Annotated in this window: 20 protein-coding genes, 1 tRNA gene and 1 pseudogene; 11 read left to right on the top strand and 11 right to left on the bottom strand. The window is 69.0% G+C overall.

Annotated elements, in window-relative coordinates:
- Positions 1–155: 155 nt before the first annotated feature.
- The 4 genes and pseudogenes from E0E30_RS06470 to E0E30_RS13755 form a co-directional block, all read right to left on the bottom strand.
- Positions 156–632: pseudogene (locus tag E0E30_RS06470) on the bottom strand (transposase); the annotation flags it as partial.
- Positions 587–1,174: an IS3 family transposase gene (locus tag E0E30_RS06465; protein WP_130865605.1), complete on the bottom strand. Its 588-nt coding sequence runs from the start codon at positions 1,172–1,174 to the stop codon at positions 587–589. The pseudogene E0E30_RS06470 and the gene E0E30_RS06465, both read right to left, overlap by 46 nt.
- A gap of 5 nt (positions 1,175–1,179) precedes the next feature.
- Positions 1,180–1,491: a transposase gene (locus E0E30_RS06460; protein ID WP_130865604.1), complete on the bottom strand. Its 312-nt coding sequence runs from the start codon at positions 1,489–1,491 to the stop codon at positions 1,180–1,182.
- A gap of 17 nt (positions 1,492–1,508) precedes the next feature.
- Positions 1,509–1,631, bottom strand: coding sequence for a hypothetical protein (locus E0E30_RS13755; RefSeq protein ID WP_280953319.1), 123 nt, complete (start codon positions 1,629–1,631; stop codon positions 1,509–1,511).
- Positions 1,632–2,356: 725 nt separating this feature from the next.
- On the opposite strand from E0E30_RS13755, the gene E0E30_RS06455 reads away from it, so the two are divergent.
- On the top strand, positions 2,357–4,441 hold the full coding sequence (locus tag E0E30_RS06455; RefSeq protein ID WP_130865603.1) for an ATP-dependent DNA helicase UvrD2: 2,085 nt from the start codon (positions 2,357–2,359) through the stop codon (positions 4,439–4,441).
- On the opposite strand, the gene E0E30_RS06450 is transcribed toward E0E30_RS06455, so the two are convergent.
- Positions 4,384–5,160, bottom strand: a complete 777-nt coding sequence (locus tag E0E30_RS06450) for a hypothetical protein (RefSeq protein WP_130865602.1) — start codon at positions 5,158–5,160, stop codon at positions 4,384–4,386. The two genes, E0E30_RS06455 and E0E30_RS06450, sit on opposite strands and share 58 nt — an antisense overlap.
- Before the next feature lie 465 nt (positions 5,161–5,625).
- Between E0E30_RS06450 and E0E30_RS06445 the strand changes: the two genes are divergently transcribed.
- Both E0E30_RS06445 and E0E30_RS06440 read left to right on the top strand, forming a co-directional pair.
- A complete protein-coding gene (locus E0E30_RS06445; RefSeq protein WP_130865601.1) occupies positions 5,626–6,843 on the top strand; it encodes an integrase catalytic domain-containing protein in 1,218 nt (405 codons plus the stop codon).
- A 140-nt stretch (positions 6,844–6,983) separates the two neighbouring features.
- Positions 6,984–7,568: a M48 metallopeptidase family protein gene (locus tag E0E30_RS06440; RefSeq protein WP_130865600.1), complete on the top strand. Its 585-nt coding sequence runs from the start codon at positions 6,984–6,986 to the stop codon at positions 7,566–7,568.
- A 34-nt stretch (positions 7,569–7,602) separates the two neighbouring features.
- Here the strand turns inward: E0E30_RS06440 and E0E30_RS06435 are convergent, their stop codons facing one another.
- Entirely contained in the window at positions 7,603–8,952 is a 1,350-nt protein-coding gene (locus E0E30_RS06435) for a zinc-dependent metalloprotease (protein WP_130865599.1), read from the bottom strand.
- A gap of 92 nt (positions 8,953–9,044) precedes the next feature.
- Here E0E30_RS06435 and E0E30_RS06430 point away from each other — a divergent pair, with 92 nt between their 5' ends.
- The 5 genes from E0E30_RS06430 to E0E30_RS06410 all read left to right on the top strand — a co-directional run bounded on the left by E0E30_RS06430 (position 9,045) and on the right by E0E30_RS06410 (position 16,808).
- Positions 9,045–10,157, top strand: coding sequence for a YlbL family protein (locus E0E30_RS06430; RefSeq protein WP_245306528.1), 1,113 nt, complete (start codon positions 9,045–9,047; stop codon positions 10,155–10,157).
- Positions 10,151–10,696, top strand: coding sequence for a PPA1309 family protein (locus E0E30_RS06425; RefSeq protein WP_130865597.1), 546 nt, complete (start codon positions 10,151–10,153; stop codon positions 10,694–10,696). Before E0E30_RS06430 ends, E0E30_RS06425 begins: the two co-directional genes overlap by 7 nt.
- Entirely contained in the window at positions 10,693–13,683 is a 2,991-nt protein-coding gene (locus tag E0E30_RS06420; protein WP_130865596.1) for a UPF0182 family membrane protein, read from the top strand. Before E0E30_RS06425 ends, E0E30_RS06420 begins: the two co-directional genes overlap by 4 nt.
- Positions 13,684–13,777: 94 nt before the next feature.
- The gene (locus E0E30_RS06415; RefSeq protein ID WP_245306527.1) at positions 13,778–14,422 is read left to right on the top strand and encodes a universal stress protein; all 645 of its coding nucleotides are present in this window, start codon (positions 13,778–13,780) and stop codon (positions 14,420–14,422) included.
- The gene (locus E0E30_RS06410) at positions 14,415–16,808 is read left to right on the top strand and encodes a glycoside hydrolase family 3 C-terminal domain-containing protein (RefSeq protein WP_130865595.1); all 2,394 of its coding nucleotides are present in this window, start codon (positions 14,415–14,417) and stop codon (positions 16,806–16,808) included. Before E0E30_RS06415 ends, E0E30_RS06410 begins: the two co-directional genes overlap by 8 nt.
- 111 nt (positions 16,809–16,919) lie before the next feature.
- Here the strand turns inward: E0E30_RS06410 and E0E30_RS06405 are convergent, their stop codons facing one another.
- The 5 genes from E0E30_RS06405 to E0E30_RS06375 all read right to left on the bottom strand — a co-directional run bounded on the left by E0E30_RS06405 (position 16,920) and on the right by E0E30_RS06375 (position 21,658).
- Positions 16,920–17,963: a zinc-binding dehydrogenase gene (locus E0E30_RS06405; RefSeq protein ID WP_130865594.1), complete on the bottom strand. Its 1,044-nt coding sequence runs from the start codon at positions 17,961–17,963 to the stop codon at positions 16,920–16,922.
- Positions 17,964–18,154: 191 nt separating this feature from the next.
- Positions 18,155–18,493, bottom strand: coding sequence for a hypothetical protein (locus tag E0E30_RS06400; RefSeq protein WP_130865593.1), 339 nt, complete (start codon positions 18,491–18,493; stop codon positions 18,155–18,157).
- Positions 18,494–18,742: 249 nt separating this feature from the next.
- Entirely contained in the window at positions 18,743–20,050 is a 1,308-nt protein-coding gene (locus E0E30_RS06390; protein ID WP_130865592.1) for an ISL3 family transposase, read from the bottom strand.
- Between the two features lie 104 nt (positions 20,051–20,154).
- On the bottom strand, positions 20,155–20,754 hold the full coding sequence (locus tag E0E30_RS06385; RefSeq protein ID WP_130865591.1) for a hypothetical protein: 600 nt from the start codon (positions 20,752–20,754) through the stop codon (positions 20,155–20,157).
- A gap of 830 nt (positions 20,755–21,584) precedes the next feature.
- Positions 21,585–21,658, bottom strand: a tRNA-Met gene (locus tag E0E30_RS06375).
- A gap of 219 nt (positions 21,659–21,877) precedes the next feature.
- Between E0E30_RS06375 and E0E30_RS06370 the strand changes: the two genes are divergently transcribed.
- The 3 genes from E0E30_RS06370 (at position 21,878) to E0E30_RS06365 (ending at position 25,193) form a co-directional block, all read left to right on the top strand.
- Positions 21,878–23,728 carry a phosphoenolpyruvate carboxykinase (GTP) gene (locus E0E30_RS06370; RefSeq protein WP_130865589.1) on the top strand — a complete coding sequence of 617 codons (1,851 nt, stop codon included), beginning with the start codon at positions 21,878–21,880 and terminating at the stop codon, positions 23,726–23,728.
- Between the two features lie 127 nt (positions 23,729–23,855).
- On the top strand, positions 23,856–24,032 hold the full coding sequence (locus tag E0E30_RS13475; RefSeq protein WP_210115790.1) for a hypothetical protein: 177 nt from the start codon (positions 23,856–23,858) through the stop codon (positions 24,030–24,032).
- 3 nt (positions 24,033–24,035) lie between these two features.
- The gene (locus E0E30_RS06365; protein ID WP_280953305.1) at positions 24,036–25,193 is read left to right on the top strand and encodes an MFS transporter; all 1,158 of its coding nucleotides are present in this window, start codon (positions 24,036–24,038) and stop codon (positions 25,191–25,193) included.
- Positions 25,194–25,581: the final 388 nt, after the last annotated feature.

The following is a 25,581-nucleotide window of genomic DNA, read 5'->3' as shown; positions in this document are numbered from 1 at the left end:
GACAGTCCAGTGGCTCTTCAGGATCCAGGGTGTAGTCGGGGTCTGAATCCTCCGGTCTCCAGGAGTGATCTGGTGATGTAGTGGGTGAGGTTGCGGAATCCCAGGGCGATGCCGCGGAGGTGTTCGAGTCTGCCGTTGATGGCTTCANTGGCTCTTCAGGATCCAGGGTGTAGTCGGGGTCTGAATCCTCCGGTCTCCAGGAGTGATCTGGTGATGTAGTGGGTGAGGTTGCGGAATCCCAGGGCGATGCCGCGGAGGTGTTCGAGTCTGCCGTTGATGGCTTCACTGGGCCCGTTCGAGGTCCCGGGGTGGTCGAAGTAGGCCAGGATGTCGTCGGCCCGCTTCTTCAGGGTGTGGCCCAGAGTGGTGACTTCGGGCAGGGCCTTCGGGACTTTGGTGGCGATCGCGTCGATGAGGTGGGCCATGATGCGTCTGCCCTCGGCACGGTTCTCGGCGCGGTAGGCGGCCACGATCTCCTGGTAGACCGCCCAGGTGACCTGGACCGGGGCGTGGGCGTCGGCGGCGAACACCTGTTCCAGGCGGGCGGCCTGCCGGTCGGTGAGCAGGTCCCGGCCCGTGTGCAGGGTCAGCCTGACCCCGAACAGGGGGTCGCCCGCCCGGCCCCNATGTCCAGCGCTTGCAGCGGCAGCACCTCCGCGCGCAGCGTCGCCGCGACGTTCCAGCCCACGATCCGACGTGAATAGACGTCGGTGACGAACGCGACGTATGCGAAGCCCGCCCAGGTGGCCACATACGTGATGTCTGCAACCCAGAGTCGGCGCGGCGCGTCCGCAGGAAACCGCCGCTGGACGAGGTCCCGCGGTAGGGCCTGCGCCTTGTCCGGCCTGGTCGTGAACACCTTCTTCGACTTGCGAACCCCACCCACTCCCGCGAGGCGCATGAGGCGCTCGGTCTGGTCGCGGCCGATGCCCCACCCCTGCCGTTTCAGGAGAGCATGCATCTTCCGCCGCCCGTAGACGCCGTAGTTCTGCGCATGCAGCCTGGCGACCTCGGGCACCAGCAGCTCGTCGCGCAGCTGCCGGGCGGAGGCTACGCGGGTCTTCGCGGCGCGATACCCGCGGGACGTGATGAATCCCTGCACTGCCGGGCGCAGCGTCCGGCAGATGAGCTCGACCCCGAACCGCTCTCGATACTCGTCGATGAAGCGGATCATCCCGGTCAGGGCCGGTCGAGCTCCTTCGCGACAAACACGCTCGCAGCCTTGAGGATCTCATTCGCCTTCCGCAGCTCGGCCACCTCGCGGCGCAGGCGCTTGTTCTCCTCAGCGACATCGCTCGAGACACCGGGCTTCGCGCCGGCGTCGACCTCGCGGCGGCGATGCCACACCCGCAGCGTCTCCGCGCTCATCCCGAGGAGCCCCGCAACATGCCGCACGGCGGACATCAAATTCGAGTGCTCACCAGAGGCCTTGGCCTCATCGAGCATCCGCAGCGCGCGCTCGCGCATCTCGGGAGAGTACTTCTGGTTCATCGTGTTCCATCCTTGCTTCAAGAACGGAACGAAACCCAGGCCGATTCATCACTGATCAGCTGGCCGGTGACCTCCAGACCGAGTTCGTCCAGACGGGCGAATGTGGTCAGGTCGGGGGCGCCGAAGGTAGCGTGGTTCATGGAGGACCTTGCGATTCACGAGGACGGGACTCAAGACACTCCGATCCTCGCGCAGGGTCCTCCCCCCACGCACCCCGGCCCCACAGGCCAACTACAGCAGACTCTCACACAGTCAAGTCACAACTACACCCTGGATCCTGAAGAGCCAGTCCAGTGGTGATACAGGAGGTCATCATGAATCGCGTGGTTCTTGTCGCCGCGTGGGCGGTGGGGATCGTTGCCGTCGCTGTGTCCCTGGTCGTCATCGTGTCGGATGGGAACAGCCGTCAGCTCGCTGGGATTGCCGTGTCACTCGCCATCCTGACGATCGTCCTGTCCCGGGCGTCACGACGCGGGCGCACGAAGGCACGCCGATAGATCGCGGAGGACGTGACCGCCCTGTCGTACTACACGGTGTCGTCATTCATGGGGACCCCGCATTGCGGTGAGCAGGGCGCGCTCCGCAGGTTCGATGGCGCCCGAACCCTCGGTATGAGCGCAACCTCGGTCACGCTTCGCTGCGGTGCCGTTCACCGTGTGACGACGACTCCACGACACCGGGACGACGCAGGTCTGCGTCGGTCAGTCGCTGATCGTCGTGTTCCACGAGTAGGGACGGTGGAGGAGCGACCCCAGCACGGAGCCGGCCAGCAGCGATGCGATGAGTGCGGCCAGAACCCACCGAGACCGACGCCGCCCACCGAGCCCGTCACGAACCTGTCGTCGTCGCACCCTATGGTGGTCGGGTGACTGATGCCGCGGCGATCCTGGAGGCCCTCGACCCTGAACAACGCCAGGTGGCGACGTCCTTCGGAGCGCCGGTGTGCGTCATCGCCGGGGCCGGCACCGGCAAGACGAGGGCCATCACCCGCCGCATCGCCTACGGGGCGTCGACGGGCGTGCTCGACCCGCGGCGCACCCTGGCGGTCACCTTCACCACCCGTGCCGCCGGGACCATGCGGACCCGGTTGGAGGAGCTCGGGGTGCGCGGCGTCCAGGCCCGCACCATCCACTCGGCCGCCCTGCGCCAGGTGAGGTATTTCTGGCCCCGCGCGTACGGATGCGAACTGCCGCCGGTGAGTGACGGCCGGTTCCCGCTGGTGGCCGAGTCGGCGCGGCGAGCGGGCCTGGGCGTCGACACCGCCCTGTTGCGCGACCTGTCGGCGGAGATCTCCTGGGCCAAGGTGAGCAACATCCCCGCCGACCAGTACGCCCCGCTGGCCCGTGCCCAGGGCCGGGTCGTCGCCAGTGTGTCGGCGGCCATGGTCGGCCGCATCCTGGCCGGGTACGAGGCAGCCAAGCAGGAGGCCGGCGTCATCGATCTCGACGACATCCTCCTGTGCGCCGTCGGCCTGCTCAGCGACCACCCGGACGTCGCCGAACAGGTCCGCTCGCAGTACCGCCACTTCGTCGTCGACGAGTACCAGGACGTCTCGCCGATCCAGCACTCCCTGCTGGAGCTGTGGTTCGACGGGCGCGACGACGTGTGCGTCGTCGGCGATCCGCACCAGTCGATCCATGCCTTCGCCGGAGCGCGGGCCGACTACCTCATGGACTTCGTCACCGACCACCCCGGGGCCCGCCGCATCGAGCTCGTGCGCAACTACCGCTCGACCGAACCGGTCGTCGCCCTGGCCAACACGGTCCTCGTCCATCACCTCGACGACGAGGAGCGCGCCCACCACGGTCAGGGCGTGCGGTTGCGCGGCCAGGGCCAGCCGGGACCTGCTCCCCACTACGCCTCCTTCGCCGACGACACCACCGAGGCCGACGCCGTCGCCCAGTGGTTCCGCACCCGCCACGAAGCAGGCACGCCCTGGTCGCAGATGGCCGCGCTGCATCGCGTCAACTCCCAGTCCCCGGCCCTCGAGTCGGCCCTGGCGGCTGCCGACGTGCCCTACGTCGTCAAGGGAGCCGAGCGGTTCTACGAACGCGCCGAGGTGCGCCGAACGCTCACCATGCTCGCCCGTCGTGCCGAGACGGACCCCGACGCGGGCGCGGAGGTGGCCGACGCCGTCCTGGCCGACCAGGGCTGGACCGACCAACCCCCCGAGGGACACGGGGCCGTCCGACAGCGCTGGGAGTCGCTGCAGGCCCTCCACGAGGTCGTGCGCTCCGTCCGTGACGCCGACCCGGCCGCCACCCTGGCCGCCGTCGTCGCCGAGCTGGGGGAGCGGGCGCGACGTCAGGACGTGCCGGTGAGCGACGGCGTCACGCTGTGCACCATGCACGCCGCCAAGGGCCTCGAGTGGGACGTCGTCGCCCTGGTTGGAGTGAGCGACACCATGGTGCCGTTCATCATGGCCGAGAGCGCCGAGGAGCTCGCCGAGGAGCGGCGCCTGCTCCACGTGGCGGTGACCCGGGCCCGACGCGAGCTGTGGATCTCGTTCCCCCGGACCGGGGCGGCCCGGGGCCGGTGGGGCATCTCGCGGTTCCTGCGCGGGCTGCCGGGCACCCCGCGGCAGGGCACGGCCAGGGGTTCGGCGCCCGGGCGACGCCGTGGCCACCGCGTCGTCGACTGCTCGGTGTGCGGCGGCCCGCTGACGGCCGCCACCGACCGCAAGCTCGGGCACCACTTGGCGTGCGAGGTCGACGTCAGCCCCGAACTCGTCGACCGGCTCCGCGCCTGGCGCAAGGAACGGGCCGAGGCCGACTCGGTGCCCCCCTACGTCGTCCTCACCGACGTCAGTCTGCTGGCCGTGGCCGAGCACCTGCCCGAGGACGAACAGGCCCTCCTCGCCCTGCCGGGGATCGGACGACGCAAGGTCGAGCGCTACGCCACCGATCTGCTCGCCGTGCTCCACGGCTCCTCCTCCGATGCGCCCTCGTGACAGCGGTGACAGTCCGGACTGACCGGTACCGTCCCGCGACGCACCCCTGACCTCGACCACGCCGCCCAGTCCGGGCAGGGCGAGCCCGTCGATCTGCGGGCGATCTCGGTGGTCAGGTGATCGAGGACCCACGGTGCGCAGCTCGTCGTGCGCACCGAGGCGACCGTCGACGTCCACGAGGCGTCCCGACCGGCCAGGGACAGGTCGAGGCACGACTGGCACACGGCATGACCGCGCACGCTCGTGGGCCCCACGAACCCGGTGCTCGTCGTTCCCCAGGCCACGACCACCGGAATCCCGCGCCGCCACAGGAGGTCGACGAGACGGCGCGATCCCAGCGGGTCGTCGGGCCACACGACGGCCAGATCGGTGGGGTGTCGGCGATGGTCGAGGCCGAGCGTCAGCCAGGTGGCCGGTCGGCCCAGTCCGGGCGCCGCGTCGACGAAGGAACAGTCGAGGCCCGGATCCGCGCCGAGCCGCCGTGCCAGGTCGTCAGCGGCACCGCACGAACCGACGACGGCCACCGAGCGATGCCGTGGTGCCCGGACGATCCCGGTCCCCAGCAGGGCATCGACCAGGGCCCGCGGCAGGCGCAGGGCGGCGACGTCGTCCCGGGTGGCACCGGTGAGCAGCCAGCAGCGGCCGTCGGCGGCGAGCACCCTCGTCCCGCCGGGAACGGCGACGAGCTCGGCGTCGAGGTGGAAGGTCTGTCGGATCATGGGTCCCACCCTTGCCGTCCGCCGGCCGCGGGGCCAGATCCCGAGACCGACGGACAACACCGCGGTGACAACGGACAACACCGGGCCGGTCGGGAGCAACACCCGGGCAACACCCGACGGCGCCCGGGCAACACCATACGAAGCGAGAACCCCCGGACCGTACGGTGTGCCTTCCCCTGCACACCCGCGATCCGGGGGTCTGGCCAGACTCTAGTGAGTTCCGGCCGTCCCGGTCAACCACCCGACGAGACTCACGTAAAAGGTCCGGATGCGGCAGCACGTGCCTCAGATGAGGATGTCCGCGTACTGACGGTGTAGGCCCGGGCCATGGATCGGGAGCTGTCGATGGCCGCACGCCGTGAGATCACCAAGAAGTACNCCGACGAGACTCACGTAAAAGGTCCGGATGCGGCAGCACGTGCCTCAGATGAGGATGTCCGCGTACTGACGGTGTAGGCCCGGGCCATGGATCGGGAGCTGTCGATGGCCGCACGCCGTGAGATCACCAAGAAGTACGCCCACCAGTACCGGGCCGCATCGAAGAAGGACAAGTCGGTGCTGCTGGACTCCCTGACCGCCACCACAGGCTGGACCCGTGACCACGCCCGCCGCGCGATCCGGGCAGCCCTGACGCGGAAAGGTGCCGCGTCCCAGCAGAAGCGCCGGCCCCGGCCCCGCAAGTACTCCTACGACGCCGTGAAGGTCCTCCAGCACGTGTGGAGCGTGACGGGTCAGCCCTCCGGGAAGTACCTGGCCCCCGTGATGGACGACACCCTGAACAGGCTGGAACGCTTCAAGGAGTTCGGGAAAGTCACCCGCCGGGCCACCCCCGCGGTGCTGACCGAACTGCGCTCCATGTCGGCGGCCACCATCGACAGGTACCTGAAACCCTTCAAGGACGCCGCCTACCCGGCCGCCGGCCTGTCAGCCACCCGGCCCGCCCCTCACATCCTGCGTGCCGCGGTGCCCCTGCGCACCAGCCTGGACGGGCCGATCACCGATCCCGGGCTGGTAGAGGTCGACACCGTGGCCCACTGCGGCCACACCCTGGTCGGGGAATTCCTGTGGACCTTGTCGGCCACCCTGCCCGTCTCCGGCTACACGGTCCTGACCACGGTCAAGAACAAGGCATTCGTCCACATCGGGGCCGGCATGGACCGGATCGTCGACCAGATGCCCGTGCCCGTGGCGGAGGTCCACGTCGACAACGGGTCGGAGTTCATCAACTGGGGCCTCATCGACTGGGCGAAGGGCCACGACATCGCGATGTCCCGCTCGCGGCCCTACAAGAAGAACGACAACGCCCACGTCGAGCAGCGCAACGGCGACTGGGTCCGCCGCCACGCCTTCAGATACCGCTACGAGACCGCAACCGAGCTTCAGCTGCTCAACCAATTGTGGCCCCTGGTGATGGCCCGCAAGAACCACCTACTACCCTGCGTCAAGGCCATCGGCTGGACCACCACCTCCGCGGGGCGCAAGAAGCGGGTCTACGACAAGCCCAAGACCCCTTACCAGCGGCTGGTCGACTCCCGTGTCCTGGACCCCGCCACACGGGCCCGCCTGGCAGCCGAGCACGACAGGCTCAACCCCGCCGATCTGGCCCGGCGGATCACCGACATCCAGAACCAACTCATCCGCCTAGCCGAACGTCGCACCCAGACCGACCAACCCGCCGCCTGACTCATCTCCATCCGGACATTTCAGCTGAGGCAAGCGCTGCGCTCATCCGGACATCTTGACATGAGGCAAGACGCCACCTGAGCGGGCGAGGTGCCCACGAGCCCGCGACAGTGACCGTCCTCGTGAGCGATGATGGGCCCATGACCGAGTCGTACCTGGCCCCGACCCCTGATCGGCCCGCGGTGACGATCCGCCGCAGTCGACGCCGTCGCCGGACGCTCTCGGCCCGCCGGGACGGCGACGGCATCCTCGTCATGGTGCCCTGGGGGATGGATCCGCGGGAGGAACGACGCGGCGTCGAGGACCTCGTCGGCAAGGTGCTCGCCCGACGCCGGCGTTCCCATCGGGGGGACGACGACCTCGCCCGACGCGCCAGGACCCTGGCCCACACCTACCTCGACCCGCACGTCGGTCACCCGGTGCGCCCGACGTCGGTCCGCTGGGTGACGAACCAGAACCAGCGCTGGGGATCGTGCACCGCCACGACCGGGGAGATCCGACTGTCCGACCGCATGCAGGCCTTCCCCGGCTGGGTCGTCGACTACGTCCTGCTCCACGAGCTGTGCCACCTCGTCCACGCCGACCACGGGCCGGCGTTCAGGACCCTCGTCGCCCGGCATCCGCGGGCCCAGGAGGCCGAGGGATTCCTCCGCGGCTGGTCCTGGGCCCAGGGAGACGCCGAGCGTGACGGTGACGAGCCCACGGACGACCCGGGCGACTGGTGAGCCGCACCCGGACGACGCGATCGGCAGCCCGCGCTCACTGACCTTCGTCGCGCAGCAGCTGCTCCAGCTCGGCGTCGAGGTCCTCCGCACCGTGCGGCGCCTCCTGCTCCCCGGCGACATAGCCCAGCGGGTCGTCGAGGTCGGAGGCCGTCGGCACGAGATCGGGATGGTGCCAGACGGCGTCACGCCCGACGGTCCCCTTGGCGTCGCGCAGCGCCGCCCAGAGGTTGGCGGCGTCCCGCACCCGACGCGGACGCAACTCCAGACCCAGCAAGGACTGGAAGAACCGTTCGGCCGGGCCGGTGGTGGCCCGACGCCGACGCAGCGCCTCGACGAGCTGGGCGTGACTGGGCAGCCACGTCGCGGCGACCTGGCCGGTGACCTCGTCGACCCACCCCTCGATGAGTGCGAGGAGGGTCTCCAGGCGCGCCAGGATGCCCTCCTGCTCGGGGGTGCGGGTGGGCTCGAAGAGCCGACCCTGCAGCTGCTGTGACATCTCCTGCATCCTCTCGGGGGTGAGGTTCTGCAGGTCGTCGACGTCGATGGCCTGTTCGATCGCCGACGAGTCGATCCGGATCTCCCGCGCGTAGTGCTCGACGAGGGCCAGCAGCTGCGGACCCAGCCAGCCCACCGAGTTGAAGAGACGCTGCCGAGCGGCCTCGCGCAGCACGAGGTACAACTCGACGTCGCGCGGGTCGAGGTCGAGATCGTTCCACGCGGCTGCGACGTTCGCGGGCAGCGTGACGACCTGCGGCACCGACAGCACCTGCAGGCCCACCTCGGTGCCGCTCACCGTCGTCGCCGCCAACTCGGCCAGCCCCTCGGCCAGCTGCGCCCCGTAGAGGCTCGCGGCCATCTGCTTGAAGAACGGCCCCATCATCGAGACGAGCCCGGCCATGGGGTCCTGCTCCGGCGGCGTCTGCGACTGGACGAGGCCGACGAGGGCGTCCGAGAGGGAGGTGAGGACCGGTTCGACGAGGCTCTGCCAGGCCGGGAAGGTGTGCTCGATCCACTCGGCGCGGCTCCAGCACGCCGGCTGTGCGCTCACCTGGGCGAACTCGCAGGCCTGGTCGAGCCAGTTCTCGGCGAGCCGGGAGGCGTCGAGCAGGGCGTCGCGCTCCTTGCGGCCGGGCGTCGGGTCGGGGCCCTGGGAGGCGGCGACGTGACGGGCGATGTCCTTGATGCGCGACCAGTCGACCGGCCCGTTCTGTCCTGACGCCGTCTGGGCGGCCGACAACCCTTGGAACATCTGGGTGAGCTGGTTCACGAAGGAGGCGGCGTCGTCCCCGACCGGCATGCCCATCTGCGCCATCATGCGGCGCAGCTGTTCGGCCATCTCCTCGGGATCGGGTTGGCCTGGGCCAGGGGTGCCGGAGTCGCTCATGGGCCTGCTCCTCGGTGCTGCGGTCGAATTGCTCGTGGACGCGACCCAGTGTAGGTGCGGCGCGAACGGCGTGAGGAAGTAGCATGGCGGCCATGCCAGCCGCCGCGACCAGCCCTGATCCGTCCCCCGCGGACCGGATCGACCGCCCGTCGACCGTCGGCCCGCACCGGTGGACGGCCGTCGCCGCGGCCAGTGTCCTCGTCGTCATCATCGTCGCCCTCGTCGTCATCCCGGTGCCCTTCGTCACCTGGGCTCCCGGCCGCACCGTCAACCTCGCCGGAACCACTGCCCAGAACCGGCCCATCATCCAGGTCCAGGGACTCACCTCGCGGCGCAGCAAGGGCGAGATCCGCATGACGACGGTCTCGGTCACCAAGGTCGACTCGCACGTCGGCCTGGCCGAAGCCCTCGTCGCGGCGTGGCTCCCGCATCGTGACGCCCTGCCCCGGGAAGCCGTCTACCAACCCGGACGCAGCAGCGACCAGGTCAAGGCCGACGAGGTGCAGATGATGGACACCTCCCAGCGCGACGCCGTCGTCGCAGCCCTGCGTGCCGCCGGCCAGCCCGTCACCGAGCTGCCCATGGCCGCTGCGGTGAGCACCTCCGGGCCGTCCTACAACGTCATCCAGCCCGGTGACCTCATCACCAAGGTCGACGGCACCGCCGTGCAGTCGGCAGCCGACATCCAGCGGGCGATCCGCAAGCACACCGTCGGCGACTCGGTGGCCATCACCGTGCTGCGCAACGGCACCACCCGCAACCTCTACGTCATGACGGCCTCGTCGAGCAAGGACCCCAAGATCCCGGTCATCGGCATCTCGGTCGGCACCGGCTACCGGTACACCCCGACGGTCACCTACAACATTCCCTCCGACATCGTCGGTCCCAGCGCCGGGCTCATGATGTCGCTGGCGATCTACCAGGCCATCGCCCCGGCCGACCTCATCGGCTCGCTCCATGTCGCCGGCACCGGCGAGATCGCCCCCGACGGGACGGTCGGTGCGATCGGCGGCATCCGTGAGAAGGTCGCCGGCGCCCAGCGTGACGGCTCCCGGATCTTCCTCGTGCCGGCGTCCAACTGTCGCGACCTGGCCGGGACCTCCTCGACGATGACTCTCGTCAAGGTCGCCAGCCTCAAGGAGGCCATCTCCGCCATCCAGAAGATCCGGTCCGGGGTCGACGTCAAGGAGGTTCCCCATTGCTGAGTGACGACGCCAACCCCTCGGACGCCCTGGTGGCGGCCCTGGCCGAGATCGACCGCTTCGTCGCCGACGCCGGCTGGGGGGCTCCCGCACGACTCTTCGCCCTGGTGCGCACCGATGAGCTCCTGGCCGCCGAACCGACCCTCGTCGGTCAGGTGAGTGCCGGTTCCCCCGATTCCCTCTCGAGCATCGAGCAGGACGGGTTCCACGCCGGCGACGACGTCGAGGCGGCCCTCGACACCATCATGTGGCCCGACACGGTCGCCGGTGCCGCCCTCACCCTGGAGCGGGTCTTCCTGCCGGCCGATGTGGAGGACGAGATCCCCGCCGATCCCGAGGAGGCCGCCCGGTTCGTCGCGGCGCACCCGCGTCGTCAGGACGTCCGTGTCGTCGTCGGCGCCCTGCGCGACGGCACCCATCACGGCCTGGCGCGGCTGCTCGACCACCCCGAGGATCTCCTCGGCGGGGTCGACCTCGTTCCGGCCCTCGAGTCAGCGCTCGCTCGAACCCTGCAGACCGTCACCCCGGAGCCCGGACGATGAGCCCGACCCCGCGACGATCCGCGAACCAGCCCGGCAGGCCACGTCGCACCGGCCCCGGTGGCCGGCAGCCCGGCTCGGTCGGCCGGGCGCGGCGGGTCCTGCGCATCGTCCTGGTCACCGTCGCGGCCCTCGTCCTGGGCTGGGCCATCGCCTCGGCACTGGGTACCGATCTCCTGTGGTACTCGGCGATCGGGTTCCGCGCCGTCTTCCTCACCCGCACCATCACCGGCGCCCTGCTCTTCGTCGTCACCCTCGTCCTCGTGGCGACGTTCGTCGGCGCCAACATGCGGTTGGCCCTGCGACTGCGGCCGGCATCGCCCTCCGGAACGTCCTCGGAGCTGCTCGCTCGGTACCAGGGGTTCCTCCGGTCCCACCACGGCGCGGCCATCGTCGCCCCCGCGACGCTCATCGGGCTGCTCGCCGCGGCATCGGCCGCCAGCCAGACGTCGACCCTGCTGGCCTGGTGGAACGCCGTCCCCTTCGGCGTGCGCGACCCCTACTTCGGCAAAGACGCGTCCTTCTACGTCTTCGACTTCCCGTGGTACCGGTTCTGCACCTCCTTGGCGATGACGACCCTCATCGTCAGCCTCATCGGTGCGTTCTGCGTCCATCTGGCGATGGGCGCGGTCCAGGTCGTGCCGACGATCATGACGCCCGGTGCCGTCCGGGCCGGTGGGGCCGCCCAGGGCGGGCCGGGGACGCGGCGGGCGCATCGTCGGTTCCTCAGCGCCGGGGCCCAGGGGCATCTGTCGATCCTCGTCGCGCTCACCCTCGTCGTCTTCGGCATCTCGGCGCTGCTGGGACGCTACGGTCTGGCCCTGTCCGACAACGGGCTGTTCACCGGCGTCGGGTACACCGCCGACCACTACCGGGCGACGGCGCGGATCATCGTCGCCGTCATCTCCTTCCTCGTCGCAGCGTTGTTCGTCGTCAACGCATGGTTGAGGCATTGGGCGGTGCCCGGTCTCGGCATCGTCCTCATGCTCGTCTCGACGATCATCGTCCAGGGCATCTACCCGGGCATCATGCAGCGCTTCCAGGTGACCCCGGACGCCCCGGACAAGGAACGTCCCTACATCAGCGCCAACATCGCGGCCACCCGCAAGGCCTTCGGCATCGACCAGACGACGATCACCGACTATGCGGCGCGGACGAGCGTCTCGGCCGGTCAGCTCAAGGCCGATGCCGAGGCGCTGCCGTCGATCCGCCTCATGGACCCGTCGGTCATCGCGCCGACCTTCGAACAGCTCCAGCAGGTCCGCGGGTTCTACTCGTTCCCCAGGACCCTCGACGTCGACCACTACACCATCGATGGTCGGTCCACCGACGCCGTCGTCGCCGCCCGCGAGATCGACGAGGCGGGTATCGGCGACAAGAGCTGGAACAACATCCACACCGTCTACACCCACGGCTTCGGCATGGTCGCCGCGGCCGGCAGCCGGCGTCAGAACTCGGGGGAGCCCGAGTGGCTGGCCAAGGACATCCCCACCACCGGGTCGATCGCCGAGCAGCAGTCCCGGGTCTACTACGGCGAGATGTCCGACCAGTGGGTCGTCGTCGGGGCACGTCCGGGAGCCCAACCGGTCGAACTCGACACCCCGGGCGGCGGATCGGGCACGACCGGCACCGAGACGATGACGACGTACACCGGCAAGGGCGGCGTCTCGCTGACCAATCCCATGGTCCGGGCCATGTACGCCACGAGGATGAGCGACATCAACCTCCTGCTGTCCGACCGGGTCCACGCCGGCTCGCGCATCCTCTACGACCGCGCCCCGCTTGACCGCGTCTCGAAGGTCGCGCCGTGGCTCACCGTCGACTCCGACGCCCTCCCGGCCGTCGTCGACGGTCGTCTGGTGTGGATCGTCGACGGGTACACGACGTCATCGGACTACCCGAACTCCACCCGGGTCGACCTGCGCGAGGCCGCCTCCGACTCGACGACGCCGTCGCGAGTGGCCCAGGAGACGACCCCGGTCAACTACATCCGCAACAGCGTCAAGGCCGTCGTCGACGCCTACGACGGCACCGTCAAGCTCTACGCCTGGGACTCCTCGGACCCCATCCTGCGCACCTGGCAGAAGGTGTACCCGGGGCTGGTCCAGCCGCGCTCGGCGATGAGCGCCGGCCTGCTGGCCCACGTGCGGTACCCCCAGGACCTCTTCAAGGTGCAGCGTCAGGTGCTCGGCCGCTACCACACGACCAACCCGGACACCTGGTACCAGCGCAACGACGTGTGGGAGGCCCCCGACGACCCGGTGCGCACCAACGCCGGCCTCGAGCCGCCGTACTACCTGACGATCACCTGGCCCGGCGACGCCAGCGCCCAGTACTCGGCGACCGCGGTCATGGTGCCCAGCAAGAGGCAGAACCTCGCGGCCTACGTCGCCGTCGGCTCGGACGCCACGAAACCGGGCTACGGGCAGATCCGCGTGCTGCGGATGTCGGGCACCACGCAGATCGCCGGACCGAACCAGACGGCCAGCGCCATCACCGCCGACGAGAAGGTCTCGGCCAAGCTCCTGCCGTACCAGAACCGCGGGTCGGCGTCGGCCACCCATGGCAACCTCCTCACCCTGCCCATGGGCGGGGGACTGCTCTACGTACAGCCGATCTACGCCCAACGCCAGACCGGAACCGGTGGATACCCGGTGCTGCGCTTCGTCGCGGTGCGGTTCGGCGAACACGTCGGCATCGGCGACACCCTCCAGGAGGCGCTCGACCAGGTCTTCGGTGGCGACGCCGGGGCGACGACCGGGGAGGGCAACGCGGGATCGGGATCGGGCTCGACCGCGGGTGCCTCGTCGGGTGGCGGGTCCGGCAGCGGCACCCCGCTCAGCGCCGAGGCCAAGGCCCTGCTCGACCAGGCCGACGCCGCTTTCCAGGCGGCCGACAAGGCTCTCAAGGCCGGCGACCTCGCCGGCTACCAGAAGCAGGTCGAGGCCGCCCGCAAGCTCGTCGAACAGGCCCGGACCGGCACTCGCTGACGGCCTCGGGTGGCGACCCCGGCAGGGGTGCTCACCCGGATACTCCTGGCGATAGGGTGGCCCTGTCACTGCACACGTGCCAAGGGAGGCACCCATGTCCAGCCCCGTGTCCCTTCCGCCGTGCCCGACCTGCGGGTCGACGAGCGAGGACCACGAGCATCTTCCCCTCGTGCCCATCGCCGGCCACCCCATCGTCGTCGCGGTCTTCCCCGGCATCCCGGTACGACTGGTCGACGCCGCCCTCGAACACGCCAAGGCCTTCGGGAGCAGTCTCGTCATGGCCTATGTCGACGAGTCACGGGTCCCGGTCGGTGACGGGAGTGCGTCGACCCCACTCATCCCCGACGACGAGCGCACCCCCTTCCAGGTGCGCGAGGCCGACCTGCGCGGAGCCCTCAGCGCCGTCATGGTCAAGCATCCGGAGGTGCCCTGGGAGTTCCGATACCTGGCCGGCCTCACCGACCGCGAGCTGGCGCACCTGGCGCACAGCGTCGACGCCGGGGCGTTCATCGTCGGCACCAAGGCTCCCGGGTTCCGGTGGCAGGCCAAGGAATGGTTCGACGGATCGGTGGCCGTGCAGCTGTCGCGGCGCCAGCGTCGTCCCGTCATCATCGTGCCGTTGCGTGGCGATGACTGGAGCGCCGTGCTGCACGCCCCCGCCTCCGGGGAGACGGCCACCGAGATGTCGGGCGACGATTCGCCGTCCTCGACCGACGCGGCAGACTTGACCCATGAGTGACGACGCGCGTCCAGAAGAGCTCGACCTGTCCACCTCCATCCGCCTGCTCTCGGGCCAGGACGACTGGCACACGGGGGCTGCCCCGCGCATCGGGTTGCGGTCCATGCGCCTGTCGGACGGCCCGCACGGGCTGCGGGTGCCGACCCCCGACGACCAGGACTCCCTGCCGGCCACGTGCTTCCCCACCGCGGTGACCCTGGGCAGCACCTGGGACCGCGCCCTCGTCGAACAGGTCGGTGACGCGCTGGGCCAGGAAGCCGGGGCGCTGGGGGTCGACGTCATCCTCGGCCCGGGGCTCAACATCAAGCGTCATCCGTACTGTGGCCGCAACTTCGAGTACCTCTCGGAGGACCCGGTCATCGCCGGGGAACTGGCCGCCGCCATGGTCCGTGGGATCCAGGGTCGGGGTGTCGGGGCGTGCGTCAAGCACTTCGCCGCCAACAACCAGGAGACCCTGCGCCTCGTGGTCGACGCCGTCATCGACGAGCGCACCCTCCACGAGATCTACCTGTCGGGCTTCGAGCGGGTCGTCCGCAAGGCCCGCCCGGCCACGGTCATGTGCTCCTACAACCAGATCAACGGCACCGCGGCCTCGACCAACCGCGAGCTCCTCACCGACACCCTGCGCACCAGGTGGGGCTTCGACGGGCTCGTCATGAGCGACTGGGGCGCGGTGTGGGACCGGGTGGCGTCGTTGGAGGCCGGGCTCGACCTCCAGATGCCTGGGGTCGGTGGAGCCTTCGACCGGCAGGTGAGCCACGCCGTCGCCTCGGGCCGACTGAGCCGGGAGGCCGTCGAGACCTCGGTGGGTCGCCTCGTGGCCCTCCAGGAGCGGCTGTCACCGGCCCGTGGGCCGATCGAGGTCGAGGCCCATGACGCCCTGGCCCGCACGGTGGCGGCAGCGGGGACGGTCCTGGCGAGCAATGACGGGGTGCTGCCCCTGGCCGCCGGCACGAAGGTCGCCCTCATCGGCGGTTTCGCCACGGCGCCGCGCTACCAGGGGGCCGGGTCCTCCCAGGTGCACCCCACCTCAGTGACCTCGCTGCTGCCCGCCCTGCGGGCCAAGGACGTCGAGGTGAGTTTCGCCCGGGGCTACGACCCCGAGTCCGAGCGGACCGACGCCGTGCTCGTCGCGGAGGCCGCGGAGCTCGCGGCGTCCCAGGACGTCGCCGTCGTCATCGTCGGCCTGCCCGAGGCGGCGGAGTCGGAGGGCTACGACCGGACGACGCTGGCCCTGCCGGCCCAGCACGACGCCCTCGTCCGGGCGGTGTGTGCCGCGAACCCCAGGACCGTCGTCATCGTCGTCGGCGGGTCGTCGGTGACCCTGCCGTGGGCCGACCGGTGTGCGGCCCTGCTGCTGGCCGGGCTCGGTGGGCAGGCCGGGGGAGGGGCGCTGGCCGACGTCCTCGTCGGTGACGCCGAGCCGTCGGGGCGCCTGGCCGAGACGTGGTGGGCCTCGAGCGACCAGCCGGCCTCGGCGCCGTGGTTCCCCGGCTCGGGGCATCGCGTCGAGTACCGGGAGGCGCTGGCGGTCGGCTACCGACACACGACGACGAACGCCGTGACGCCGGCCTTCGCCTTCGGCCACGGCCTGTCGTACGCGACGTTCGAGTGGTCGGGGGCCGGCGTCGACCGGGAGCAGATGAACGCCGGGGAGTCCCTCGCGGCGACGGTGACGGTGCACAACATGTCGGCCCGGGCCGGCGCGGAGGTCGTCGAGGTCTACCTGTCCGACCGGTCCGGTGTGGTCCAGCGGCCCCGGCGCTGGTTGGCCGGGTTCGAGAAGGTGTGGGTCGGGGCCGGCGAGTCGGTCGAGGTGCAGGTGCACCTGGACCCGGTGTCGTTCGCCTTCTGGGACACCCGGGTCCACGACTGGGTCGTGCCGACCGGCGGGTTCGACGTCGAGTTCGGACGCAGCGCCGAGCGCATCGAGGCTAGTGTCCCGGTCGAGGTCGTCGGCGGGGTGACGTCGGCCGCCGAGGCCGATGCCCCGTGGACCCCGCTCGTGTACGAGAGCGACGAGGCCTTCGCGGCGCGCCTGGGACACCCGGTGCCGGCGCCTCGCCCACGGACCCCGTACACGGCCGAGTCGACCATCGAGGAGGTGAGCGACACCGCGGTCGGCGCCGCCCTGCGCGCTGCGGCCCGGCGTCGCGTCGTCGCCGGGCAGACCGAACCGAGGATGCGCCGGATGCTCGAGCACATGGTCGACGAACTTCCCCTGCGCAATGTTCCCTCGCTCAGCGGCGGGGCGGTGCGTCCCGAGATGGTCGGGCCGCTCGTCGACGCCATCAACGGTCCCGACGCCCTGCTTCGCGGAGGCCTCGGGCGGGTGACCGGGGTCGTCGGGGCGGTCCTGGGACGGTTGGGGCGGCCGGCGAAGTGACGGGTCGGGCGCCGCAGAGGTGAACGAGGGTGGATTTCTGACCTGGGGAACGGGTTATGGGGCGTGTCGCGTCCGAAACGGCCGCTCCAGGTCAGAAATCCACCCCGGGCCTCACGGCTTGACGAGGATGCGGATGGGATGGCCCTCGTGGTTCTCGAGCGACTCGATGCCCTCCGTGATGCGCGAGAGCGGGATGACCTTCGAGATCGACTCGGACAGGTCGAGTCGGCCGTACGAGAGCATCTCGGCGAGCATGGCGATGTCCTGGCGCTGGTAGCCCAGGTGCCCGAGGAGTTGCTTGCGCTGGAGGTTGAACTCGAGGAACGGCCCGGCATCGATGGTCTGGGCCGACAGGCCGACCGAGACGGCCTTGCCGTTGACGTCGAGTGACTTGACGGCGGCCAGGGCAGTGGCCTTGATCCCGACGGCATCGAAGGCGACGTCGATCATCCGACCGCCGGTGATGTCCTCGATCTTGCTCATGAGCTCGGGATCGTCGCTGTGCAGGGTGAAGTCGGCGCCGACCCGCATGGCGCGGTCGAGCACCTCCTGGTCGAGGTCGATGGCGATGACGGGAACCCCACCGGCTGCCTTCGCGAGCTGGACGAGGTGTGTGCCGACGCCACCGACACCCCACACCGCCACGGCATTGCCCATGTGCACCTTGGCGGTGTGGACGACCGCTGCGTACGGCGTCGAGACGGCATCGGCGAGCAGAGCGGCCTGGTCGAGGGGGACGTTGGCCGGGACCTTGGTGAGCCCGGTGGCCGAGGTGACGTGGTACTCGGCCCAGGCGCCGTCATAGGCGAAGGCCATGAGGTTGAGGTGAAGGCAGTTGCCGAAGTCTCCTCGCCGACACTTGCGGCAGACGAGGCAGGGGCGTCCGGCGGAGGGGATGACGCGGTCTCCGACGTTCCATCCGGTCACCCCGGCGCCGAGCTCGACGATCGTGCCGGAGGCCTCATGTCCCTGGGTGACGACGGGGATCCGGGCAGGGAACGCCCCGGAGATGAGGGACAGGTCGGAGTGGCAGATGCCGCAGTAGGCGACCTCGATGAGGACCTCGCCCGGGCCGGGATGGGGAATCGGCACCTCCTCCAGCTCCACACGACGCCCATCGGCGTGGAAACGTTCGGCCAGCATGGTCTCAGGCATGACTCATCCTTCCGGCGGGGTGCCGCCATGGCACCCGGCGCTCCTTGCATGATCATACCCGGACCCCACATGGGGTCCGGGTATGATCATGAGGCCTGCAGCACCTCAGTCGTTTGACAGACCACGCCTACGACTGTCATGTGATGGTCTTGGCCTTGCCGACGGTGCAAGGTTCCCTGTTCGACTCACGTTCACTTTGTGTACAGCCACTTGTAGGTCAGCGTGTGTGAGGTCCCGCCGCTCGTGTACGTCACAGTGAAATCCTCCTCGGTGAGAGGGAAGGAATTTCCGTTGGACTTACCGGTCCACTCCACATTGAGCAGCGGTGTGTCGCCGCTGGCTGCCGCGGTGAGTTGACGGCATCCACTGGGGTCGGTCGTCAGGGCAGCCTGGGCTTTGGCTGGAACTCCGGTGTAGGTAACATGCCATGCGGTGAGGCTGGACGTCGTCGTCGTGTTGTCACCGACGAACTGGTGGCTCGTCGTCCCACTGGCAAGGGTGACCTTTGCACCGTTCTGTGGATCCCACATCGCGCCGGTACCTTGGCTGCCACCGTTGTATAGAAGATTCCTAATCCCATTGCAGCTGAAAATTGGGCTGTATTGGGAGCATGCGCTATTTCCATAGGGCTTACCGGCTCTTCAGGATCCAGGGTGTAGTCGGGGTCTGAATCCTCCGGTCTCCAGGAGTGATCTGGTGATGTAGTGGGTGAGGTTGCGGAATCCCAGGGCGATGCCGCGGAGGTGTTCGAGTCTGCCGTTGATGGCTTCACNGGCTCTTCAGGATCCAGGGTGTAGTCGGGGTCTGAATCCTCCGGTCTCCAGGAGTGATCTGGTGATGTAGTGGGTGAGGTTGCGGAATCCCAGGGCGATGCCGCGGAGGTGTTCGAGTCTGCCGTTGATGGCTTCACTGGGCCCGTTCGAGGTCCCGGGGTGGTCGAAGTAGGCCAGGATGTCGGCGGCTCTCTTCTTCAGGGTGTGGCCCAGGGTGACCACTTCGGGCAGGGCCTTCGGGACTTTGGTGGCGATCGCGTCGATGAGGTGGGCCATGATGCGTCTGCCCTCGGCACGGTTCTCGGCGCGGTAGGCGGCCACGATCTCTTGGTAGACCGCCCAGGTGACCTGGACCGGGGCGTGGGCGTCGGCGGCGAACACCTGTTCCAGGCGGGCGGCCTGCCGGTCGGTGAGCGGGTCCCGGCCCGTGTGCAGGGTCAGCCTGACCCCGAGCAGGGGGTCGCCCGCCCGGCCCCGATGGCCCGTGGTGTCCTGCTGGATGCGTTGGCGGGTGACATCGAGCTGGTCGCCGGCGAGCTGCACGACGTGAAACGGATCCACGACCTCGACCGCGGCCGGGAGTTCTTCGGCGGCTGCGGTCTTGAAGCCGGTGAACCCGTCCATCGCCACGATCTGGATGCGGTCGCGCCAGGCCTGGTCGCGGCCGGCCAGCCAGGTCTTGAACACCTTCTTGGAACGTCCCGCCACCATGTCGAGCAGCCGGGAGGCCCCGGTGCCGTCGCGAAGCGGTGTCAGGTCGATGATCACGGTGACGTACTTGTCACCACGGCTGGTGTGGCGCCACACGTGCTCGTCGACCCCGATGACCTCCACGCCCTCGAAGCGGTGCGGGTCGTCGATGAGCCGGCGGGTGCCCTCGGCCAGCACCGCATCGTTGGCGGTGGTCCAGTCCACCCCCAGACCAGCGGCGATACGGGAGACCGGCAGGTGATCGAGCACCAGGCCCTCCAGTGCCCAGGCCAGCCCTCCCCGCGACAGTTTCGCCCTGGCCTGGGCGGCCTGGTCGGTGTTCTGGCGCCACACGTGTCCGCAGCCGGTGCACCGGTACCGGCGTACCCGGATCTGAAGGATCGTGGGCCGGTGGCCCATCGGGGTATGGGCCAGCCGGCGGATCACCGTGTCACGAGGGACCCCCTGGCATCCGCACCAGTGGCACCAGTCGTCGGGGGCGACGACCCGGCAGGCCAGGACCGTCTCCTCGTCACTGATCAGCTGGCCGGTGACCTCCAGACCGAGTTCGTCGAGACGGGCGAATGTGGTCAGGTCGGGGGTGCTGAAGGTAGCGTGGTTCATGGAGGGCCTTGCGATTCACGAGGACGGGACTTAAGACACTCCGATCCTCGCGCAGGGTCCTCCCCCCACGCACCCCGGCCCCACAGGCCAACTACAGCAGACTCTCACACAGTCAAGTCACAACTACACCCTGGATCCTGAAGAGCCGGCTTACCGGTAGTTGTGCTGTAGACGGCGCCCAAATCAGTGCCGTTGAAAGACCCCTTGTTCGTCGCGGCGGCCGGAGAGGATGCACCCGTTCCACTGGTCGCGTCGTAGTTCTGTACCCAGAAATCGAGCGATAGGGCAGTGATGACGGCGTCCGTCGGGAGTCCGGTGAGAATCCCCGAGCCTGCGATGGCAAGCGACATGGTGGTGGAGGAAACGTTCGTCCTGCCGTGATCGATCGCGACACGACGGGCATTGTTGATGCCTGGCGAACACGTCGTCGGGGTCGGTGAGGTCGAGGGGCAGGTGACTTGACTGATCGTCACCTGTTGGTTTGGGTGTCCGTTGTACGGAATGTATCCGTTGTAGGCGTTGCTCAGTCGGATCTCGATGGAACCGGAGGTCGGAATGGTCGCGATGGTGTAGGTCGCAGTGCCCGTGGAGGTCCCGGCAGTCGTGTATCCGGTCGTCGAGGAATAGCTGGCCCCGTTGGTCGTGGAACTCGGGGCGACCGCCGTCCCGCCGTTTCCTTTAGTCGCTCCCGTAAAGACCGCCACGCTGTCCTTGAAGTATGAGGCGGTGGTGGTCGTCGCCGTCGTGTTGGCACTGATGTCGTTGATCGTGAACGTGACTGGTCCCGTGGCGCCCGTCGGAAAGGCGAGGTCGATGTACGTGAAACCATCCGTTGGTTTTCCGGACAGCGTTCAGCCATTGGAGGGGACCGAGATGTAGGTCGACATTGTCACTGAGCCGTTGGATGACGTCATGCTCTCCGGTGCGAGAGTGTCGCCCGACTCGACATAGTTGTATTGGCCGACGACGCCGTAACCGACCGTGACCGTCCCTGGAATGCCGCTGGAAGTCTGGCTCGAGATCGTCTGCTGGCCCGGAATCCAGTTCCCGCTTGCGTCATAAGGGGCGTCCCCCTTCGTGGTCCACTGAATGGGATAGCACTGGTCTCCGCTCGCGGCGAACGCCGGCACCCTCGTCGCGAGGGTGACGGCCGGGACAGCCCACGCCACGCCCTTGACGACAGTCCTACGACTGGTGGGTGTGCTGAGAGCGGAATGATTCGACATCGTTCTGGTTGTCCTCTGCGTCGTCCTGCGGTGCTGTGTGCCGAGGCGGCATGGTTCGCGATCGACCCGTTGTCACGGGTGTGAGCGTTGTATACCTCGGGAGGCTACAGCCGCGGGGGGGTTGGCAACTCGCCACCCGCCAAAAGTGGTCGGTGTGAACGACTGTGCACTCATGGAGGATGGCTCGTAGTCATGTGCGCGCTGCAGCGGGCCACTCCGGTGGGGCTCGAATACTGACGAGGACAGCCTTCAGGGCGCAGCACAGAGGCCGCTGGTCAGGCACATCACCTGGCCAGCGGCCTCTCTCGTAGCGGGGACAGGATTTGAACCTGTGACCTCTGGGTTATGAGCCCAGCGAGCTACCGAGCTGCTCCACCCCGCGTCGACTCAGTCGACTGTACACGATGTGCTGCTGAAGGCCAACTCGGGGGTCGCCGGCACGCATTCTCCCTGTGTGCCGCGGTGCGGTGAATGCATGAACACTGCCGCCGTGTGCACATCGTTGCACGTGGTGGCCCCCGCGATTGAACGATCTACCGACTTCGGCGTTATGGTGTTGACACCACGTTCGACCCGGTACAGCGACGTCCAGGAGATGACGATGACCACCACCAGTGCACCCACGATTCCCATCCACGGGAGCGTTCCCGACCTCCCTGCCCTCGTCGCGTGGGTCGAGGAGACCGCTGCCCTCACCGAACCCGCCGCCATCGAGTACCTCGACGGCTCCGACGAGGAGTACGAGCGCCTCGTCCAGCACCTCGTCGAGGCCGGCACGGTCGTCCGTCTCTCCGAGTCGGCCAAGCCGCACTCCATCTACGCGCGCAGTGATCCCGACGACGTCGCCCGGGTCGAGGACCAGACCTTCATCTGCTCGGTCAAGGAGGCCGACGCCGGCCCGACGAACAACTGGATGAACCCCGAGGAGATGAAGCGCACCCTCACCGGACTCTTCGCCGGGTCCATGCACGGCCGCACCATGTACGTCATCCCTTACTGCATGGGTCCGCTCGACGCCACAGACCCGAAGTTCGGCGTCGAACTGTCCGATTCTGCCTACGTCGCCATCTCCATGCGCATCATGACCCGCATGGGTGCGCCGGTCATCGACGAGATGAGGAAGCGCGGCTCCGACTTCGTCCGTGGACTGCACTCGGTCGGCGCCCCGCTCGAACCCGGCGAGACCGACGTCCCGTGGCCGTGCAACGAGGTCAAGTACATCTGTCACTTCCCCGAGACCCGCGAGATCCAGTCCTACGGATCGGGATATGGCGGCAACGCCCTCCTCGGCAAGAAGTGCCACGCCCTGCGCATCGCCTCGGCCGTGGCCCGCGACGAGGGCTGGCTGGCCGAGCACATGCTCATCCTCAAGCTCACCAACCCCGAAGGACGCTCCTTCAACATCTGCGCGGCCTTCCCCTCGGCCTGCGGCAAGACCAACCTCGCCATGTTGCAGCCCACCCTGCCCGGGTGGAAGGCCGAGACCATCGGCGACGACATCGCCTGGATCCGTTTCGGCGCCGACGGCCGTCTCTACGCCACCAACCCGGAGGCCGGGTTCTTCGGCGTCGCCCCCGGCACGAGCTACAAGACCAACGCCAACGCCATGAGGACGATCGACCTGGGCAACTCGATCTTCACCAACGTCGCCCTCACCGACGACGGAGACGTGTGGTGGGAGGGTCTCAGCGAGCCCCCGGCCCACCTCACCGACTGGCGCGGTCGCAGCTGGACCCCGACCGGCGCCGACGGGTCGGCCGCCCCGGTCAAGGCCGCCCACCCCAACAGCCGGTTCTGCACCCCGATCGACCAGTGCCCGACCCTGGCTGTGGAGGCGTCGAACCCGGACGGCGTCCCGCTCGACATCATCATCTTCGGTGGACGCCGTCAGAACACCATGCCCCTGGTCACCGAGGCCCGCGACTGGGCGCACGGCGTCTATCTGGGAGCCACCTGCTCGTCGGAGACGACCGCTGCCGCCAAGGGCGCCGTCGGCGTCCTGCGTCGCGACCCCATGGCCATGCTGCCGTTCATCGGCTACAACGCCAACGACTACCTGCAGCACTGGCTCGACGTCGGCGCCGCCGCGTCCGACCCGTCGAAGCTGCCGCACGTCTTCTACGTCAATTGGTTCCGCAAGGATGCCGAGGGCCACTTCATGTGGCCGGGCTTCGGCGACAACGTCCGGGCCCTCAAGTGGATGACCCAGCGGGTCGAGGGCACGGTCGAGGCCGACGACTCGCCGATGGGTCTGGTGCCCCGCCCCGAGGACATCGACGTCACCGGTCTGGACCTGGATGCGCAGGCGTTGTGGGAGATCGTCTCCTACCGTCCCAACGAGTGGGCCGACGAGCTGCCTCGCGTTCGCGAGTGGTTCGGGCGCCTGGGGCGGGTGCCCCAGCCGCTCGTCGACGAGCTGGAACGTCAGGAGGACGCCGTCAAGCCCGCGTGACGTGGTGACGGCCCACATCATGGGCGGCGACTGACCAGGCGCGCGCAGGTTCGTAAGATCTGCGCGCGCCGTCGTCCGTGCACGAGCCCGGTGACGACGATGTGCCAGCCACCGCCGAGGAGGATCCATGACGCGAACCACCCACCGCTCGGCCTGGATCGTCGCGGTCGTCACCTCGGTGGCCCTGCTTGCGGCGTCGGCCTTCAGGTCGACGACCGGGGTGCTCATGGAGCCCATCGAGCAGACGACGGGTTGGTCCCGCGACGTCACCTCCGGGGCCGCCAGCCTCAGTCTGGTTCTCTAAGGCATCGCCGCCCCCTTCACCGCCGCGCTCATGCAGGCGGTCGGGGTGAGTCGGACCGTCGCGTGGTCGCTGGGGATCGTCGCCGTCGCCAGCGCGCTGGTGTGCGTCATCTCGCAGCCCTGGCAGCTCTGGGTGCTGTGGGGCGTCTTCATCGGCGTCGGTACCGGGTCGCTGGCGTTGACCTTCGGCACGATCATGGCCAATCGCTGGTTCGTCGCCCATCGTGGCATGGTCACCGGTGTCTTCTCGGCGGCCACTGCCGCTGGCCAGGTCGTCTTCGTGCCGGTCGTCGCCGACGTCACGGCTGCCCACGGATGGCGGGTCGCGACCTTCCTCACCGCCGCCTGCGCGGGCGTGGCGGCTTTGTTGTGCGCCCTCTTCCTGCGGGACCGACCGGCCGACGTCGGGGAACTTCCCGTCGGGGGGACGACGGCCGACGCACAGGCTGCCGACGCCGACCTCGTCGGGGCCGGCGCGGCCTTGACGACGTTGTGGGCCTCGTCCCGACGCTGGCCGTTCTGGGTGCTCATGGGCACCTTCTTCGTGTGTGGCTGGTCGACGAACGGCGTCGTCGTCACCCACCTGGCGCCGGCGGCGCACGACCACATGATGGCCCCGACGACCGCGGCCTCGCTCATCGGCGTCATCGGCATCTTCGACGTCGTCGGCACCATCATCTCGGGCTGGCTCACCGACCGCTTCGACCCGAGGGCGCTGCTGACCGTCTACTACCTGTCGCGCGGGGCCTCGCTGTGCTTCATCAACGCCATTCTCGGGCCCCACGTGACGACGCCGCTGTGGGTCTTCGTCGTCTTCTACGGGCTCGACTGGACGGCCACCGTGCCGCCGACCGTCGAACTGTGTCGCCGTCACTTCGGGTTGCGCGACTCCGGGGTGGTCTTCGGCTGGATCTACGCCTCGCACATGGTCGGCGCCGGGATCGGCGCCAGCGTGTCCGGGGTGCTTCGGGCCCATGAGGGCACCTATGCCGCCGCCTGGTTGCTTGCCGCGGCCCTGTGCGGGGTTGCCGGGGTGCTCGCGATGACGATCTGGGCGTGGCCCGGCGGCGGGGGAGAGCGCGAGAGGGTGCTCGTGGACGCCGGTCCGGACGTCATCGGGACGCCGCCGGAGGCCGGTGTGCTCCACGATGTCCACGATTGACGTCGCGGGCGGGTTGTCGTCTGGGTCTGGCGTCGGGCACGGCGTCCTCAGGGACTTCTGGGGTCCGGACAGTGCCGGGCCGAGGCCGCCTGATGCGACGTTGCTACGGAATGTGTCTGGACGGAGCGCCATGACACGACGTTGCTCCGGACAGTGACGGACTAGAGCCACCTGACGCGACTGTGCTCCAGAGAATTCACCTCGCTCCGGGTATTCCTGGAGCCACGTGCAGATTCTGGAGCAGAGTGACGTGGACACGCTGTTTGTGGCGCGAAGTGCAGATTCTGGCGCGAAATGGCGAGGGACGGGTCGATGCGGCGCCACCTGGCCGAGGAGGGTTCGACGTCGCGCCTGATGCAGCTCCGGAGCCGGTCGGAGCCCGACACCG

This window comes from Acidipropionibacterium timonense (assembly GCF_900605005.1).
In the GTDB taxonomy this organism is placed as follows: domain Bacteria; phylum Actinomycetota; class Actinomycetes; order Propionibacteriales; family Propionibacteriaceae; genus Cutibacterium; species Cutibacterium timonense.
Note: the sequence above shows the minus strand (reverse complement) of the source record. Positions and strands in the feature narration are given on the sequence as shown.